General features: G+C 40.5%; 15 protein-coding genes. 9 read left to right on the top strand and 6 right to left on the bottom strand.

The features are described 5' to 3' along the window. The first annotated feature begins 144 nt into the window (after positions 1-144). The 6 genes from prmB (at position 145) to PSF28_RS13690 (ending at position 4716) form a co-directional block, all read left to right on the top strand. A complete protein-coding gene (prmB, locus tag PSF28_RS13715) occupies positions 145-1077 on the top strand; it encodes a 50S ribosomal protein L3 N(5)-glutamine methyltransferase (protein WP_210836390.1) in 933 nt (310 codons plus the stop codon). A 115-nt stretch (positions 1078-1192) separates the two neighbouring features. Beyond that, a complete protein-coding gene (aroC, locus tag PSF28_RS13710; protein WP_210836396.1) occupies positions 1193-2281 on the top strand; it encodes a chorismate synthase in 1089 nt (362 codons plus the stop codon). 176 nt (positions 2282-2457) lie between these two features. After that, positions 2458-3261 carry a TSUP family transporter gene (locus PSF28_RS13705; RefSeq protein WP_004912371.1) on the top strand — a complete coding sequence of 268 codons (804 nt, stop codon included), beginning with the start codon at positions 2458-2460 and terminating at the stop codon, positions 3259-3261. A gap of 17 nt (positions 3262-3278) precedes the next feature. Further along, positions 3279-3827, top strand: a complete 549-nt coding sequence (locus PSF28_RS13700) for an elongation factor P hydroxylase (protein ID WP_272685197.1) — start codon at positions 3279-3281, stop codon at positions 3825-3827. A 28-nt stretch (positions 3828-3855) separates the two neighbouring features. Further along, positions 3856-4128, top strand: a complete 273-nt coding sequence (locus tag PSF28_RS13695; RefSeq protein WP_210836397.1) for a YfcL family protein — start codon at positions 3856-3858, stop codon at positions 4126-4128. A gap of 69 nt (positions 4129-4197) precedes the next feature. After that, entirely contained in the window at positions 4198-4716 is a 519-nt protein-coding gene (locus tag PSF28_RS13690) for a GNAT family N-acetyltransferase (RefSeq protein ID WP_272664617.1), read from the top strand. 4 nt (positions 4717-4720) lie between these two features. On the opposite strand, the gene mnmC is transcribed toward PSF28_RS13690, so the two are convergent. Further along, positions 4721-6763, bottom strand: a complete 2043-nt coding sequence (gene mnmC / locus PSF28_RS13685; RefSeq protein WP_272685196.1) for a bifunctional tRNA (5-methylaminomethyl-2-thiouridine)(34)-methyltransferase MnmD/FAD-dependent 5-carboxymethylaminomethyl-2-thiouridine(34) oxidoreductase MnmC — start codon at positions 6761-6763, stop codon at positions 4721-4723. Positions 6764-6964: 201 nt separating this feature from the next. Here mnmC and fabB point away from each other — a divergent pair, with 201 nt between their 5' ends. Continuing rightward, positions 6965-8179: a beta-ketoacyl-ACP synthase I gene (fabB, locus tag PSF28_RS13680; RefSeq protein WP_210836399.1), complete on the top strand. Its 1215-nt coding sequence runs from the start codon at positions 6965-6967 to the stop codon at positions 8177-8179. A gap of 55 nt (positions 8180-8234) precedes the next feature. Here the strand turns inward: fabB and PSF28_RS13675 are convergent, their stop codons facing one another. The 4 genes from PSF28_RS13675 to PSF28_RS13660 all read right to left on the bottom strand — a co-directional run bounded on the left by PSF28_RS13675 (position 8235) and on the right by PSF28_RS13660 (position 12186). Then, positions 8235-8696 (bottom strand): hypothetical protein, encoded by a 462-nt coding sequence (locus PSF28_RS13675; protein ID WP_272685195.1) that lies wholly within the window; start codon positions 8694-8696, stop codon positions 8235-8237. A gap of 555 nt (positions 8697-9251) precedes the next feature. Beyond that, positions 9252-10757, bottom strand: coding sequence for a tripartite tricarboxylate transporter permease (locus tag PSF28_RS13670; protein WP_210836401.1), 1506 nt, complete (start codon positions 10755-10757; stop codon positions 9252-9254). Between the two features lie 11 nt (positions 10758-10768). Beyond that, the gene (locus PSF28_RS13665) at positions 10769-11200 is read right to left on the bottom strand and encodes a tripartite tricarboxylate transporter TctB family protein (RefSeq protein ID WP_210836402.1); all 432 of its coding nucleotides are present in this window, start codon (positions 11198-11200) and stop codon (positions 10769-10771) included. Positions 11201-11211: 11 nt separating this feature from the next. Continuing rightward, positions 11212-12186 (bottom strand): Bug family tripartite tricarboxylate transporter substrate binding protein, encoded by a 975-nt coding sequence (locus tag PSF28_RS13660; protein WP_210836404.1) that lies wholly within the window; start codon positions 12184-12186, stop codon positions 11212-11214. 311 nt (positions 12187-12497) lie between these two features. Between PSF28_RS13660 and tctD the strand changes: the two genes are divergently transcribed. Continuing rightward, positions 12498-13166: a transcriptional regulator TctD gene (gene tctD / locus PSF28_RS13655; protein ID WP_210836406.1), complete on the top strand. Its 669-nt coding sequence runs from the start codon at positions 12498-12500 to the stop codon at positions 13164-13166. Continuing rightward, positions 13163-14590 carry a sensor histidine kinase gene (locus PSF28_RS13650; protein WP_272685194.1) on the top strand — a complete coding sequence of 476 codons (1428 nt, stop codon included), beginning with the start codon at positions 13163-13165 and terminating at the stop codon, positions 14588-14590. Before tctD ends, PSF28_RS13650 begins: the two co-directional genes overlap by 4 nt. A gap of 65 nt (positions 14591-14655) precedes the next feature. Here the strand turns inward: PSF28_RS13650 and PSF28_RS13645 are convergent, their stop codons facing one another. Next, the gene (locus PSF28_RS13645) at positions 14656-16746 is read right to left on the bottom strand and encodes a hypothetical protein (protein ID WP_272685193.1); all 2091 of its coding nucleotides are present in this window, start codon (positions 16744-16746) and stop codon (positions 14656-14658) included. Between the last annotated feature and the right edge of the window lie 102 nt (positions 16747-16848).

Raw genomic sequence — 16848 nt, 5'->3', positions numbered from 1 at the left:
CGACCAAAGATGCTTCAATAAGCGCGATAACCAGATTTTCTCAGAAAATTTTATTACATTAATCTGCTGATTTGTCTTTCACTTCGTGGCAAACTTTAGCTATTCATATATTCCCTTTCAAAATACAGGCTGGAGAACCCCTTCTTGGAAAAGATTTTCGTTGATGAAGCCGTTGCAGAACTTCATACCATTCAAGATATTTTACGTTGGACGATGAGCCGCTTTAATGCTGCCAATGTGTACTATGGTCATGGTACAGATAACCCATGGGATGAGGCGCTACAATTGGTGTTACCAACACTTTACTTGCCTCTAGACCTGCCCGATGAGCTATTAACATCCCGCTTAACGCCAACAGAACGCCACCGCATTATTGAGCGAGTTTTGCGACGTATTAATGATCGTATTCCGGTTGCATATCTGACTAATCGCTCATGGTTCTGTGGCCATGAATTTTTTGTTGATGAACGAGTGCTTATTCCTCGCTCGCCAATTGGTGAATTAATTAATAACCACTTTGTTGGCTTAGTGGCGGATGAACCACAAACTATTCTTGATTTATGCACCGGAAGTGGTTGTATTGCGATTGCTTGTGCTTATGAATTCCCTGATGCAGAAGTCGATGCGGTTGATATTTCAAGTGATGTGCTAAGCGTTGCTGAGCAAAATATTGCTAATCATGGTTTAGAACACCGGGTGATACCGATTCGCTCTGATTTATTCCGTGATATGCCAGAGGTCAAATATGACCTGATCGTGACAAATCCACCGTATGTTGATGCGGAAGATATGGACGATTTACCGGAAGAGTTTCGCGTCGAACCTGAATTAGCACTAGCTGCTGGAAGTGATGGTTTGAAACTGGTGCGTCGTATTTTAGCGAATGCACCGCGTTTTCTGACGGAAGAAGGGGTTTTAGTGTGTGAAGTGGGTAACAGCATGGTTCATCTGATTGAACAATATCCTGAAATTCCATTTATTTGGCTCGACTTCGAATACGGCGGTGATGGTGTGTTTATGTTAACTCGTGAACAACTTGTTGAGCACCACGCACATTTTGAGCTTTATATCGATTAATCAACAGTTGCGTGATGTTCTAAGATCATGTAATCAATAATAACGACACAACGATATAATAATTAACAACCAAAATTCTTGATAAAACAAGAATGGCTTAGAATAGGAAACTCCGATGGCAGGAAATTCAATTGGGCAACTGTTTCGTGTGACCACATTTGGCGAGTCACATGGCGTTGCATTAGGTTGCATTGTCGATGGGGTTCCCCCAGGCTTAGCACTGACAGAAGCAGATTTACAAAAAGATTTAGACCGTCGTCGCCCGGGAACATCACGTTATACGACTGCGCGCCGTGAGCCTGACCAAGTGAAAATTTTATCAGGTGTCTTTAATGGTGTGACAACTGGAACTAGCATTGGCTTACTGATTGAAAACACTGACCAACGCTCGCAAGATTATGGTGCAATCAAAGACGTGTTTAGGCCCGGCCATGCAGATTACACTTATGAACAAAAATATGGCCAGCGTGATTACCGTGGTGGTGGTCGCTCATCAGCACGTGAAACGGCAATGCGTGTTGCCGCAGGCGCGATTGCGAAAAAATATTTACAAGAAAAGCTCGGCGTGCAAATTCATGGGTGTTTAACGCAAATGGGGTCAGTCGCATGTGAAATTAAAGACTGGTCAATTGTCGAAGAAAATCCATTTTTTTGTCCAGATCCCAGCAAATTAGAGGCTCTTGACGAGTTATTGCGTGGCTTAAAGAAAGAAGGTGATTCGATTGGCGCTAAAATTACCGTTATTGCAGAGCATGTGCCTGCGGGCTTAGGTGAGCCGGTATTTGACCGTTTAGATGCCGATCTCGCTCACGCGTTGATGAGTATTAACGCGGTGAAAGGTGTGGAAATTGGTGATGGCTTCGGTGTTATTGCGCTCAAAGGCAGTGAAAACCGTGATGAAATTACCCGTAATGGTTTCACATCAAACCATGCAGGCGGTATCTTAGGCGGTGTTAGCAGTAGCCAGCCTATTATTGCGCATATTGCGTTAAAACCGACATCCAGTATTACCGTTTCAGGTAAAACACTCAACCGTGATGGCGAAGAAGTTGAAATGATCACCAAAGGGCGTCATGACCCTTGCGTGGGGATCCGTGCAGTACCGATAGCAGAAGCGATGATGGCGATTGTTCTAATGGATCACTATTTACGTCATCGTGGTCAGTGCGCGGATGTAACGCCAGCAATGGAACCGTTTGAGTAATCGTTTTACTGTATGTTATGTAGTGCTGCGGAGCGGCCTAATTAGGTCGCTCCATTAATGATGAAGGTTCGGATGAAGCCTCCTAAAAATACCTCATCTAGGTTGTGATATTACCAAACCTGTTTGGCGATATATTCACATCAACATCATGATATTTCTTCTCTTTGGATAGTAAAATGGATTGGCTAACCGCCGTTGCTCCTGAAGTTTACGCTTTACTCTTCTTTGTTGCGCTATTTGCAGGGTTTATTGACTCCATCGCGGGTGGTGGTGGGCTATTAACGATCCCAGCTCTGTTATCCGTGGGAATCACACCAGTTGAAGCGTTAGCAACCAATAAATTGCAAGCTGTTGGCGGTTCGTTTTCTTCAACACTCTATTTTGTCAGGCGCAAAGCCATAGATTTACGAGAACAATTGTTTCCGTTCATTATGACCATGATTGGTGCCATGCTGGGTGCGATTGTCATTCAAATGATTGATACCGCGTTCTTAAAACAACTGTTGCCTATCTTGGTGATTTGTGTCGGTTTATACTTTTTATTAACGCCATCAATCGGTGTGCAAGACCGCCAACAACGAATCAGCATGCCATTTTTCGGGGTGGCAATTGGGATGACACTGGGCTTTTATGATGGTGCATTTGGCCCCGGAACTGGTTCCTTTTTGGCGTTAGGCTATGTTCTGCTGCTCGGCTATAATCTTGCTAAAGCCACCGCCCACGCGAAGTTACTTAATTTTGCCTCTAATTTTGGCTCTTTAGTGTTCTTTATTATCGGGGGTCATGTTCTTTGGGCATTAGGTTTTGTTATGCTAATCGGCCAAATGGTAGGCGCTCGTTTAGGAGCGCGTTTGGTCTTAACCAAAGGACAAAAACTGATCAGGCCAATGATCGTGGTGATTTCGTTACTGATGAGTATTAAATTACTCCATGATAGCCATGGTGACGTGATTAAAGCTTGGTTTCTCTCATTATTTTAAGATGATTTAAATTATTCATGAGTACACATAATTATCAGGATCTAATCAATATCTTTGATGAATGTTTTGGTGTGACATATAACACCAGGCTGGTAAAAGGGGATGATGAACCCATTTATTTACCTGCTGATGAGGCTGTGCCTTATCATCGTATCGTATTTGCACACGGTTTTTTCACCAGTGCGCTGCATGAAATCTCACATTGGTGTATCGCAGGGGAAGCAAGGCGCCAGCAAGTCGATTACGGCTATTGGTATTGCCCAGACGGTCGAGATGAAAAAACACAGTGTGAGTTTGACGTGGTAGAGATTAAACCTCAAGCGCTAGACTGGCTGTTTTGTGTTGCTGTTGGCATTCCATTTAATGTCAGTTGTGACAACTTAGAAGGGGATTTTGAGCCTGACCGCATTGCGTTTATGCGCAAAGTTCATGCGCAAGTGATGCTTTATTTAGAAAATGGTATCCCTGAACGCCCATTACGCTTTATTAATGCGTTACAATTGTTTTACAATACGCCACCTCTTTGTGCAGAAGCTTTTCCTTATCCGGAAGATATTTTTGCCTAATGAACACACATTTAAGTAAGGATTAAGCATGCTTGCGGATTTAGAAACACGCATACTAACGAAGATTGATGATATGGTTGAGCACGCGAGTGATGATGAACTCTTCGCTGGCGGCTATTTGCGTGGTCACTTAACCCTTGCTGTGGCTGAGCTGGAAGAAGAAAACGAAATCAGCTCTGAAGCATTATATCAACGTGTCGAAGTCAGTATTCAAAATGCCATCAAAGCTGGCGAATTGACACCACCAGACCAAGTACTGGTATTAGATATGTGGAAAAACTTATTAAATAACGCAATTTAATTTGTAATGTTATACATTGAAAGCGGGGAAACCCGCTTTTTTGTTAGCTAAATTTTGTTGTGAGTAAAAATGATGGCGAATATTCGTTTAGCAATCCCCCTCGATGCCAAACATCTTCCTACCGTAGAAATTTCTGCAGGGCAGGCATTCACGAGTATCGAAAAATATCAATGGCTTGCCGAAGGTGATGGGCAAACAGAGCAAGATCACCTCGATTTCATTTCCGAGCAATTAGAATGGGTTGTAGTGAATGATTGTGATGAACCAATTGGCTTTATCAATGCTGAAGATCATCATACTAGCCTACATATTTGTGAGGTTTCTGTCTGCCAGCAATGGCAGGGGCAGGGGTTGGGTAAAAAGCTGATTAAGCAGGTCCTTGATGCCGCTTTGGCACGGAATATCACGGTAGTGACATTGACCACTTGCCGTGATGTACCTTGGAATGCACCTTATTACCAACGCTTAGGTTTTAAAATTCTTGAAATTAATGAGTTAACCACCGAGTTACAGGCTATTTTACAGTCTGAAGTCGAGGCGGGGTTTGCCGCTGAAGACCGTTGTGCAATGGCTATCTCATTAACATAAGGTATTAATAAGGGAGTTTAATCGGGCGACCTAATAATAATTTCCTTACCCAAAAACGGTTTGGGTTCAATTCTGCAAGGGTTTCATCGTCAAGCGGAAGTATTTGCCCAAAAATTTGAGCAGCGAGCAATTCCGCACAAAGGGGGGCAGTGGATAACCCTCTTGACCCTAATGCCCCAAAAATAAATAAATTCGGGTGCACAGGCGCTAATGCAATAGGTTGTTCTTTGGCTATTTTACTGGGTAAATCATGGTAATGTGCCAGATGTTGTTCAAAATCAGGCACATTGCCTAATAAAGGGAAGTGGTCGCGGATAACACAACGAATACCTTGGCGTGAATGTTGCTGCGAGATGTCGATGTCCCTAGGCCAAGCCACATCAGGTAGGTTATCAATTAGTTTTTGGCGGTTTCCTTGTTGCTCTTCTTCACTATAATCTAAATCAAGTCGCTCACGTTGGTAGCTAGCACCTAAGCAATGTTGTGTACCAGAGGCATCGGCAGGGGTTAAATACCCTTCAAAGCACAGAACATTTTTCAGTTGTTGTAAGGTGTGATTGGTGGGAATGTGGCTCACTTGCCCACGCACAGGTGAGATGGGTAAATTGCTGGTTTGAGAAAATTGACGCAGTTTGTGCCCATTGGCAATAACGACAGTTGAGTGAACACGTGTTAGCTCGTTTTGCGACCCTGTTACCTCAACCAATAGCTGCCAATCTTGTTCAGTTTGTTTTAATTCCACCACATTATGTTCAAAACAGAAGGTAACGCCTTTTTGCTGCAAATATTGCTGCAAACTCTCACAAAATTGGGCAGGGCAAAGCCATCCTCCAGACGCATAATGAATGCCATCATGGTTGACATCAACGCCACAAATATCACTCAGTTGTAGACGATTTTTACCCATAGCAAAATCGTCAGGCCACTCGGTTTCTAACATTCCCGCTATTTTACGAGCCACTTTGTCGTTATACGCTAATTGACTGACACCGCACCATTGTCCTTCAAATGCGAGCCCTTGTTTCGCCAATTGATGGTAAAAGCGAGAAGCAAAAGGGAAAGCGCTGACAAAAAAGCGCTCAAGTGGGTCGTTATTGCCTGTGAGTAAGGGGTAAATAGCGCCTTGGCGATTGCCAGAAGCATTCTGTGCAACTTGGGCATCTTGGCAGTATAAGGTGACTTTAGCACCGCGGTTATGAAGAGCGTAAGCCGCCGTTAAACTGGCGAGCCCACCACCTATGATAGCAACATCCGTTGGGTTGTCTGCTTTTCGTCTTGCGAACCAAGGGGTTGGGATATCAATTTCTTTTTCAGCTAATACTCCAGTTAACATTTCTCGCTTGTTACCAAAGCCTTTGACTTTTTTAAGGGTGAAACCCGCTTGTTGCAGGCCTCTCTTGACCGCACCTGCCACGGTAAATGTCGCAAAAGTCCCATTGAGACGGGCTAACGTTGCCATATTAGTGAACAGTTGTTCATTCCACATTTCGGGGTTTTTTGAGGGGGCGAAACCATCTAAAAACCAAGCGTCTATCTTGTTGTTTAAGTTGTTTTTTAGTAAAGATATTTGCTCATTAACATCGCCAAACCATAAATCTAATATGATATGGCCATTTTCTAAAATGATCCGTTGGTTACCCGGTAAGGCTTGTGGCCAGCTTTCACAAAGGGTTTGCGATACGTCAGCAAGCTCAGGCCAGCAGCGATGTGCAGCGATTAAATCTGTTTTTGTTAAGGGGTATTTTTCGAAACTGATGAAATGTAGTTGCTGCAATGCTGCATTTGGATTTTCGGCTTTAAATTGGTTAAAAGATTGCCATAATGCTAAAAAATTCAAGCCTGTACCAAACCCTGTTTCGGCAACTACGCAGGTTGCAAAAGGGTGCGTCGCAAAGCGGTCAGGAAAATGATTTCCTTGCAAAAATACATGGCGAGCTTCTTCTAGGCCATCTTGGTTAGAAAAATAGATATCTGCAAACTGTTCAGACATAGGAGTACCTTCGTCATTCCAGCTTAGGCGTGCGGTTTGTACAGCGTTCTTTTTCACGGTAAGCCTACATTGTTTATATAATTTCTAAATTTTACCGCTGATATCGGTGTAAGGCTACCGTCATAAAAATGTCTGATTAGCGTCACAAAGAAAAAAATACAAATATTTACCCTGATCGGACTTGTTCAGCGTACAAGTGTAAGCTAAAGTGACAACCTGTAATCCCGCAATCATATAATTATAGTCATGAGGTAACGAATGAAGCGTGCAGTCATCACTGGTCTAGGTATTGTTTCCAGCCTTGGTAATAACCAGGAAGAAGTACTGGCTTCTCTGAAGGAAGGTCGTTCCGGGATCACTTTCTCAGAAGAATTCAAAGAGGCAGGGCTACGTAGCCATGTCTGGGGTAATGTCAAAAACTTAGACCCGAAAGACTTAATCGACCGTAAAATTTTCCGTTTTATGAGTGATTGCTCCGCCTATGCTTATTTATCAATGGAACAAGCGATTGCGGATTCAGGTTTAGCAGAAGAACAAGTTTCAAATTTACGTACAGGTATTGTTGTTGGCTCTGGTGGTGGTTCTCCACGTAACCAAGTTGCGGGTTCTGACGGTATGCGTGCCAAAGGTTTACGTGGTGTGGGCCCATACATGGTGACTCGTGCAATGGCATCGGGTATTTCTGCTTGTTTAGCAACACCGTTTAAAATCAAAGGTGTAAACTACTCAATCAGCTCAGCTTGTTCAACATCAGCGCACTGTATCGGCCATGCCGTTGAATTGATCCAATTAGGCAAACAGGATGTGGTTTTTGCTGGTGGCGGTGAAGAGCTGAGCTGGGAAATGACCTGTGAGTTTGACGCGATGGGCGCATTGTCGACTAAATACAATGAAACGCCAGACAAAGCATCAAGAACTTACGATAAAGACCGTGATGGTTTCGTTATCGCAGGTGGTGGCGGTATCGTCGTTGTTGAAGAGTTAGAGCATGCTTTAGCACGTGGTGCGCATATCTATGCTGAAATTGTTGGCTATGGTGCAACGTCTGACGGTGCAGATATGGTTGCGCCATCAGGTGAAGGTGCTGTACGCTGTATGCAAATGGCAATGCAAGGTGTTGAAAAAATTGATTATATCAATACACACGGTACATCAACACCAGTGGGTGACACCAAAGAGTTAGAAGCTATCCAAGAAGTGTTTGGTAGTAACTCCCCAGCAATTTCTGCAACGAAAGCGATGAGCGGTCACTCATTAGGTGCTGCGGGTGTCCACGAAGCAATTTACAGCTTGCTAATGTTAGAACACGGCTTTATTGCACCAAGCATTAATGTCGAAAATCTAGATGAGAAAGCAGCAGGCCTGAATATCGTGACTAAACCAACGGAGCAAGCGCTGGAAACAGTCATGTCTAACAGTTTCGGTTTTGGTGGAACTAACGCCACATTAGTGATGAGCAAATACAAAGCATAATTTGTATCAGACTAACTAATTGAATAAACGAGAACTTCGGTTCTCGTTTTTTTGTTTAATCACTACCTCCGCCATCACTTCCCCCTGAATCGGATGATGAGCAATCTGAACTTGAGTTATCATTTGAACAATAATGGTTACTTGAGCGGTGGTTATTATCACTGGATGCGCTGTCATAATAAGGGGGCGTGTAGCTTGAACTCGAATTATTTGAATTCACTCGATATGCAGTTTCTTTCATATTTTTACGCACTTCAAATATTTGACTTTTGCCTTTCGACCAACCAATAGTCACTAAAGTGGTATTTTTCTTTACGCTGATATGCAGCATTTTGCCACAAAAAATATGCATTTTACCCAGCGCTTTTATTTGGATATAACCGCTATCTTTTTCCGTGATAGTTACGGGTTTTTGGCTATGAATGGTGTAACGGTCGCCATAGACATCAATGGTACGCGTATACGCTAACGGTTTCGGCTGGATATTAAAAAGGATGAAAAGTAATCTATCGAACATTATATTTAATATTTTAATGAATGAGCCTAACAAAATAATTCATCAAAAATCTTTCTTCACTCGTCTTTATCTGATTAAACAGTTGTAGTTCATTGTTCGAATAATAAATCATCACTTTATGCAATTTTTGGTAGGGTATTTATGCCATGATGACGACGAGATTAAAGACATTAGGGGATTATATGAATTTCACAAGATGTAGATATTGGAAAAATGACTTTAATATTTTAACGCATCGTGTACTTAAAATTATTACCACGAAATTTAGTAACATGATTTATAGAGTGAGAAATTGTTCTATTTCCTGCCCATTATTTACTAAAAAGCACACAAATAGGCAACAGATAAACGGCCATGTACTGCCTAATTTTATCTATCGAAACGAAGTGATAGCCAGTGCTAGCCAAGTCATTCGTTCTCAAGAGTCGCTGTACTCAAAATATTAAAAATAAAGTCGAAATACAAAATTTAAGTAAAAAAATGCCCCAAAATCATACTGGGGCAAAGTTTTACAGAGATTGTATGAACAGCAGTTATCGTATGAACAACCATGAATTATGAAATAGTGGAATGTTTACGTTTACGAATACGCTTTACAATAGGCGGAAGAATTAGCACTAATACTGCCAGTATTAATAAACTTTGAGAAATCGTACTGCTCCAAAGAATATCGAAATTCCCATTACTGATGGATAATGAACGGCGTAAGTTTTGTTCTAGCATTTCACCCAATACAAACCCTAAGATTAATGGCGAAAGTGGGAAGTTCATTTTTCGTAGAATAAACCCAAATACGCCAAGCCCCATCATGAGTAACAAATCAAATGTCGTACTGTGAACGGCATATACCCCGACAGCAGAAATGCAAGCAATCGCAGGGACTAAAAACCATAATGGAACCGTTAACATACGCGTGAATAAGCCAATTAATGGAATATTCATGATGAGCAGAACTACGTTAGCAATTAACAAAGCTGCAATTAACCCCCAAACAATATCAGGTTGCTCAGTAAACATACCTGGGCCTGGGGTGATATTATAGAGCGTTAGCGCCCCCATCATTACTGCAGTTGTCCCCGATCCTGGAACGCCAAGGGTTAACATCGGGATAAATGAGCCACAGGCAGAGGCATTATTGGCTGCTTCTGGTGCAGCGACACCGCGAACATCGCCATTACCAAAATCGCCTTTTTCGCCACTGATTTTCTTTTCAGTCATATAGGTGATAGCACTGGCAATGGTGGCACCGGCACCCGGTAAAACGCCAACAAAGAACCCAATGAAAGAGGAGCGTAAAGCAGGGCCAGCACAAGCTTTGGCTTCTTTGCGATTAAACAGCATTCTGCCTGTTTTACGGATCAGTCCTTGGCCTGTTGCCGTGCCTTCTAGCATCAATAAAATTTCACTAACAGAGAACAAACCAATAACCACGACGATAAACTGCACACCATCTGATAAATGTACGCTATCAAAGGTAAAACGATATTCCCCAGAATTGGCATCTACGCCCACAGTGGCAAGTGATAAACCAATTAATGCCGCTAATAGTGATTTAATTGGGTTTTGACTCATCATACTGCCCAAGCAGGCAATAGCAAAAACCATCAAAGCGAAATACTCAGCAGGCCCGAAAGCCAAAGACCATTGCGCTAATAAAGGAGCAAATAAAATAATTCCCACAATCGCAATCGTTGAGCCAATGAATGAACTCACCGCAGAAATTGACAGTGCAACGCCACCTTTACCTTGTTTTGCCATCGGGTAACCATCTAGCGTGGTCATGATTGCCGCGGCATCGCCAGGGACGTTGAGCAATATTGATGAGATGCGCCCACCATATTCACAACCTAAATAAACCGTGGCGAGTAAGATTAATGCAGACTCGGCTGGCAATTTAAGTGCAAAGGCCAGTGGTAGCAAAATAGCGACACCATTAATTGGGCCGAGGCCGGGAAGCATCCCAACGATAGTACCGATAAAGCAGCCAATTAAGGCGATCAAGATATTTTGAGGAACAAGAGCAACCTCAAAACCTTGTGATAGGTACATCCAAGTTTCCATGATTTCGTTCCTTAATTAAGCAAGCTACCAATAGGTAAGGTTACATCTAGCCATTTATCAAAGGCATAGAATAGAAAGATACCTAAGACGGGGCCGGAAATAATCGCGGCGATAGGCGTTGCACCAAATAGCAGAGCAATACTGATGGTGAGTAAACTGGTGGCAATCGGGAATCCTAACCATTCAAAAGCCCATGCATAGATAACAAGTGCAACGACTAACAAAACTAAACGACGTAATACATAGGGTTTTGGCCATTCAACGGCTTCTTGCTTGCCAAATAGTAAGGCAAGGGCACAAAGCGCCATTAAAGAGAGTATGACAACCGGAAAAGGGCGGGGGCCCAGTGGTTCATAACTAAACTCACTTTGGATCCCCCAACCAATATAAATTCCGATAGCACACAGTATTAGCCAAACTATGGCAAATATGCGTTGGCTCATCGTTCACCCCATTATTTGGCTAAACCGAAGGCACGGGCTTGTTCACGATATTGCTCGATTTCTTTTTTGACATAGCTATCGAGTTCTTGCCCGGTTAAGTTGTATTCAAATAAGCCGCGGAGTTCGCGCTGTTTTTTGAATTCGTCGGTTTGTTGCAGTTTTTGGAAGGCTTCAACCCATTGGTTATAGTCGGCATCAGACACTTTGGGCCCCATATAGAAACCGCGAATGATTGGCCAGACAATGTCGTAGCCTTGTTCTTTAGCTGTTGGGATGTCGGATAAACCATCTCCAAGGCGTTTGTCTGAGTAGACAGCAAGGATACGAATTTTGCCTTCATTGATATACGGCGTCATTTCGCTGATATCCCCTGAAAGGACTTGAATATGGTTACCCAGTAGTGCCGTTAAGGTTTCACCGCCCCCTTCAAAAGCCACGTAACGCATTTTGCGAGGGTCAATATCAATGGCTTTGGCTAACAAGGCCGTTTTCATCCAATCTTGGCTACCAATCGACCCTCCAGCACCAAAGACGATGCTGTTCGGATCCTTTTTGAAGGTATCCATTAAATCTTTCAGAGTCTTATAAGGTGAATCTGCACGCACGGCAATCATACCGTAATCGCTTCCGACACTAGCCAGCCAACGCACATCGTTTTCGTTATAGCGACCAAACTTACCTTGAGCAAGATTGAGTAAAGAACCGCCGGAGAAAGCAACAATGGTGCCAGGTTCTGCAGGGCGTTGAGCGACTATGGCGTTATAAGCGACCGCGCCAATACCGCCAGGCATGTAGGTCACTCGCATTGGTTTTTCGATTTCTTTGGTTTCTAATAGGGAAACTTGGACTAATTTACAGGTTAAATCAAAACCACCGCCGGGTTTGGCGGGGGCAATACATTCTGTTCGTTCAGGTAGGGCATTTGCTTGGTTGATGCCAACTAAAAATATTGCTGTTGCTAAGGCCTTCTGTGTGAATTTTTTCATTCTTTTTTCCTTACTAAGACAATAATTAGAGGTATATATTGTTTACTTCTTGTTGTGTTGGTATGGCATCATTGACCGACGAAGCTTTCATTTACCTTTCATTAACAAATATTATTATTTTTATGTGATATATATCAGATTGTTTTGTATTTTTGCTTTTTTGTTATGTTAATTTAATGTTAAATTAATCACGTTAATGGTGTTTATTAACAATAGTTGTGATGGACACAGTAAATATGCGCACATTTGCTTTCCATTCATTCAATGGAATGCCAACGTATACTGATAAATAATTATAATGAGTATGCGGAATGAGAATTTTATTGGTTGAAGATCATGACGAATTGTCATTATGGTTACAGAAGGCTTTGTCGTCATCTGGGTTTGCAGTTGATGTTGCTAGTGATGGCGCGATAGCAGACCAGTTATTACAAACTGAGCACTATGAATTAGTCGTGTTAGATGTATCACTCCCGAGAATGAGCGGGCTTGAGGTATTAGCGCAAATGCGCAAACGTCATCAAGAAACGCCAGTCTTGTTATTAACGGCGAATTCAGACGTAGCCGACCGAGTACAAGGGCTAAATGCAGGGGCTGATGACTACCTGACAAAACCTTTTGATATTGCGGAATTAGAAGCGCGTCTTCGCGCTTTATTACGACGTAGTCAAGGGCAGGTGAATGAATCACAACAGTTTGGTTTGCTTAGTTACCATGAGGACGGTTATTTCATATTAGGACAAGAACCACTTGGCTTGACGCCAAGAGAATATGCGGTGTTAAACACCTTATTTCATCGACGAGGGCGCCCTGTTTCTAAAATGCAATTATTTGAGCAGGTGTTTTCGTTGTCAGATGAAGCCAATTTACAAAGTATTGAGTTATACGTTCACCGTGTTAGAAAAAAACTTGCCGGTTCGGATGTTAACATCAATACCTTACGCGGATTGGGATACCGATTAGAGCAGTGTAGTGTATGAAATTAGTCTCTCATCCACGCTCTCTCTTTCATCAGTTGCTGCTCTTCTTCGGTATCCCCCTCATTTTATTGGGGAGTTTTTCGGTTTATACGCACTACTACAGTGCAAAAAATGCCGCAAACTTAGCCTATGACCGCACATTATTAGCTTCAGCGCGAACCGTCGCGGAGCGCTTGCAAGTCGTCGATGGGCACCTCTCAGTCAGTGTGCCTTATGTCGTGCTTGATAGCTTTGAGCTGAATAATAATGACCGAATTTTTTATCAAGTTATTTCCCCGGACGGTGAAACTATCTCTGGTTATGATGACTTACCGCCGATTCCCCCGTATTGGATGCGCTCACAGCATTATACTGCGCTAGTTTATTTTTATGATGCGCAGTACAAAGGCTTACCTATCCGCATTGCTGCATTTTATCAACCCATTAATGAAGGCGGTATCACCGGGATGGTTGAAATCCGTGTTGCGGAAACAGTTTATTCGCGACAAGATCTTGCTAATCAATTATTAATTTCTGCACTGATGAGCCAAGGCACTGTGGTGTTTTTAACTTTGGTACTTGCCTATATTTTGCTTAGCAAGTTATTGGCACCGCTAAAAAAATTATCCCATTTAATGTTAAGCCGTTCCGCTAATGATTTAACCCCTTTGCCTGATTTACTGCCATGGTCTGATTTATCACCATTAATTGATGCATTAAACCGCTATATTTCCCGCCTAAAGCGGATGGTTCGACGGCAAGAACGGTTTAGTGCGGATGCCTCTCACCAACTTAAAACGCCGCTAACTGTTCTCAAAACACAGGTTTCTGTCGCGATTAATAGTCAGGATGAAACCCAAAGGCAACAGAGTTTACAAGCCATTGATAAAACTCTTGATAACACGATCAATTTGACGGATAGGCTTTTGCAGCTATCACGCTTAAAAGCCCATGAGAAAGAAGCCATTACACAGTATCGCGCCATAAATTTGGTGGATATTGTTCACCAAGCCTGTTTCACTCGGTTACCCCAAGCAGAAAGCCAACACATTGATTTAGGTTATGAAGGTGCGGAAACGGCATGGATTAAAGGCGAGCCTATTTTATTAGCAGAGATGTGTGCAAATTTAATTGATAATGCTATCAAATATACCCCTGCAAATGGAGTGGTCACCGTTCGTGTGGTCAGCAGTGATGACCATCTTCATTGGATTTTGGAGGTAGAGGATTCAGGTCCTGGGATCCCAGACGCTAAAATTAACCGTTCTATGGAAGCTTTTACTCGATTAAATAACGCGTTAGGAAAGGAAGGTGCAGGACTAGGGCTTGCTTTAGTGAAAGATATTGCCAGTTATCATGGTTCTGAACCACAGTTATTAAAAAGTGAGTTACTTAATGGATTGTTGGTTAGAATTGCATTTAAAGCAAGCCAAGCGCCAGATTGAAAAGAACACCCTAATTAGGGCGTTCCATTAGTGACAAAGTTTAAGAATAATAAAACTTGATGCACTTAGTTTCGTATTGGTACTAACACCTGTGGTAGTGTGTTATTTGAAAGCTCTGAGTTAAAATTACTGCTTGTCATTTGTTGTGAGAAGCCGGCTATGAATCGGATTAATGTGTCTGCGAGATTATAATAATCGCTAGTATTTGTAGGTACGTTATGTATGCCCAGCAGGTGTATTTTTCCTTTTTGTTCCATAAGTAATTTTTTTTCTCTTATTTTTGAGTCAGTTTGGTATATTTCCTTAACCAAAGAAAGTGTGTCTTTATGGGACCATTTTCTATCGCTATAGTCCAAATGCTGATAAATAAATTCTGTTAGATTTATTTCTTCATCTTTTTGTTGAATTATTAGTGTATTTCGTTTATCAATGTCTATTGACATATCTGGGTTTTGTTTCAAGTCAATCCCTTCATTAAGGGATTCAATTAAAGAAGTAGTATTTCGTAATGCATTTATTTTATCGCTAATCGTTTGGTAATAATTTCCCTCACTGGTTTCAGAGGAAATCGATTTTAATGGAACAAAATTATGAATCTGAGAAATATAAGTATCTGCTTTCATATTTAGATTTTCATATTCTATTGTTATATTAACGTCTTCTTCATTAATATTAATAATGAAAGGCATCGGACTAGAATATTGAGAAGATAAATATAAGTTATTATTTAGTTCTAAATTAATGAGTCTCAGGGAAGCTTTTGTTTTTATTAGTAAATCATAATGCTGAGATATTAAATATTCAATGTCGCTACGGATTTTTTTTGGGTTTTTCAGTATCGTATTTTCAGCGAGATAATTAGATAAATTATCCTTTATGATAGACATGTCGTTTTCTAATTTATCTATTTCGTGTAAGAATGTCTGTTTGTTTTTATATAGATTCGCTTCATTTTTTAATTCAATTTGAATTCGTTGGTAAATTAGGCTAAATAATTTGTCTAATTTATTTTCGATGTTTTTATGATATCTTTCTTTATCAACATAAATAAATGGAGGCATTAACTCAGAAGTTAATATTTGATTTTTTATGGTTAATTCAATGTTAATTTTAAATCTATCAAATGATTTTAATGACTCAGTAAGCAAACTAAACTTATTATTATTTGATTGGCTTTCGATAAAAGCATTTCTGTCGAATTCTTTATAATTGTTAAAGTGTTTAATGGTGTGATTTAAATTTTTATGGTTTTTTATTTCTTGTATATTTGAAGTTAAATGTTGAATTTCTGCGTTATCAGCATTTAGTTCTAAAATATATTTACTTATTTTATTAATAGTGTTTTTATCTTTATGATAATTAGAGTTTTCATTGTTTAGGCTTTCTAGTGATTCTTTGATTTTATTTGTTGTATCTTTGTGGGTTATAGCTAATTGCTCTGCTTTTAATTCAAGTTTGTACGTTTTATCTATAATAGATAACCTTTTTTCTTGAATATCGACTGTTTTTTCTAAGTATAGTTTGAATAAAACATCGGTATCATCTAACACTTTATTAAAATTATTGACTTCTATATTTATAGAGTCTAAAAGATCAACGATTTCTTTAGGTGTATTTTTTTCTTTTGAATTAAATATGTTGTGTACCTGATCGTTTAGCTCCAATAGCCTTTTAATATCTAAATCTGATACCTCTATGGATTTATATTGAGATAATTTTGTTTTTAATTGGCTGGTTAATTCTAAAATGTGTTCTTTATCACCTAGTGAAGAATTTTTAGTGGTATTGTTTTGGAGGATTTTATTATATTCATTATTTGCTTTATCTAGTGTGTTTAATTTATCCATTTGTTTGATTAATAGGTTTCTAACTTCAGTTTCTATGTACTGTAATTTGAACCATTCTACGCTTGTATATTTTACATGAGTTTGTAGCTTGCCAATTTTATTTAGTATTTTAATATAAATATTATTGCTTTCTTTTAAGTTTTCATGGGAATCTTTGACTATCTTTTTTAAACGAGAAGCGTCATTGAATGGTTTTTCAAAAATTGATAGGGTTGCAGAATGATTAGTTTCCTGAGATATATTGTGGTTGTTTATATTACCTTGTGGTTTTTCTTTTTTGTTTAAATTTGATATTTGGTTTGTATTCATAGTAAACACTCCATGTTAATGATTATTAGACCTGCATGTAAACAGGTTTAATATAATCGAACAAAAGGAGAGGGACTAATTTTTATTTTATATAACAATGCG

The sequence above is a fragment of the Providencia sp. PROV130 genome (assembly GCF_028482225.1).
In the GTDB taxonomy this organism is placed as follows: domain Bacteria; phylum Pseudomonadota; class Gammaproteobacteria; order Enterobacterales; family Enterobacteriaceae; genus Providencia; species Providencia rettgeri.
This window is presented reverse-complemented; position numbering and strand designations above follow the sequence as displayed.

What these genes read in the sequence shown, in the direction of transcription:
- aroC (WP_210836396.1), top strand. Translation starts at nt 1,193, where the DNA reads ATGGCAGGAAATTCAATTGGGCAACTGTTTCGTGTGACCACATTTGGC.
- PSF28_RS13705 (WP_004912371.1), top strand. Translation starts at nt 2,458, where the DNA reads ATGGATTGGCTAACCGCCGTTGCTCCTGAAGTTTACGCTTTACTCTTC.
- PSF28_RS13700 (WP_272685197.1), top strand. Translation starts at nt 3,279, where the DNA reads ATGAGTACACATAATTATCAGGATCTAATCAATATCTTTGATGAATGT.
- PSF28_RS13695 (WP_210836397.1), top strand. Translation starts at nt 3,856, where the DNA reads ATGCTTGCGGATTTAGAAACACGCATACTAACGAAGATTGATGATATG.
- PSF28_RS13690 (WP_272664617.1), top strand. Translation starts at nt 4,198, where the DNA reads ATGATGGCGAATATTCGTTTAGCAATCCCCCTCGATGCCAAACATCTT.
- fabB (WP_210836399.1), top strand. Translation starts at nt 6,965, where the DNA reads ATGAAGCGTGCAGTCATCACTGGTCTAGGTATTGTTTCCAGCCTTGGT.
- PSF28_RS13675 (WP_272685195.1), bottom strand. Translation starts at nt 8,696, where the DNA reads ATGTTCGATAGATTACTTTTCATCCTTTTTAATATCCAGCCGAAACCG.
- PSF28_RS13670 (WP_210836401.1), bottom strand. Translation starts at nt 10,757, where the DNA reads ATGGAAACTTGGATGTACCTATCACAAGGTTTTGAGGTTGCTCTTGTT.
- PSF28_RS13665 (WP_210836402.1), bottom strand. Translation starts at nt 11,200, where the DNA reads ATGAGCCAACGCATATTTGCCATAGTTTGGCTAATACTGTGTGCTATC.
- PSF28_RS13660 (WP_210836404.1), bottom strand. Translation starts at nt 12,186, where the DNA reads ATGAAAAAATTCACACAGAAGGCCTTAGCAACAGCAATATTTTTAGTT.
- tctD (WP_210836406.1), top strand. Translation starts at nt 12,498, where the DNA reads ATGAGAATTTTATTGGTTGAAGATCATGACGAATTGTCATTATGGTTA.
- PSF28_RS13650 (WP_272685194.1), top strand. Translation starts at nt 13,163, where the DNA reads ATGAAATTAGTCTCTCATCCACGCTCTCTCTTTCATCAGTTGCTGCTC.
- PSF28_RS13645 (WP_272685193.1), bottom strand. Translation starts at nt 16,746, where the DNA reads ATGAATACAAACCAAATATCAAATTTAAACAAAAAAGAAAAACCACAA.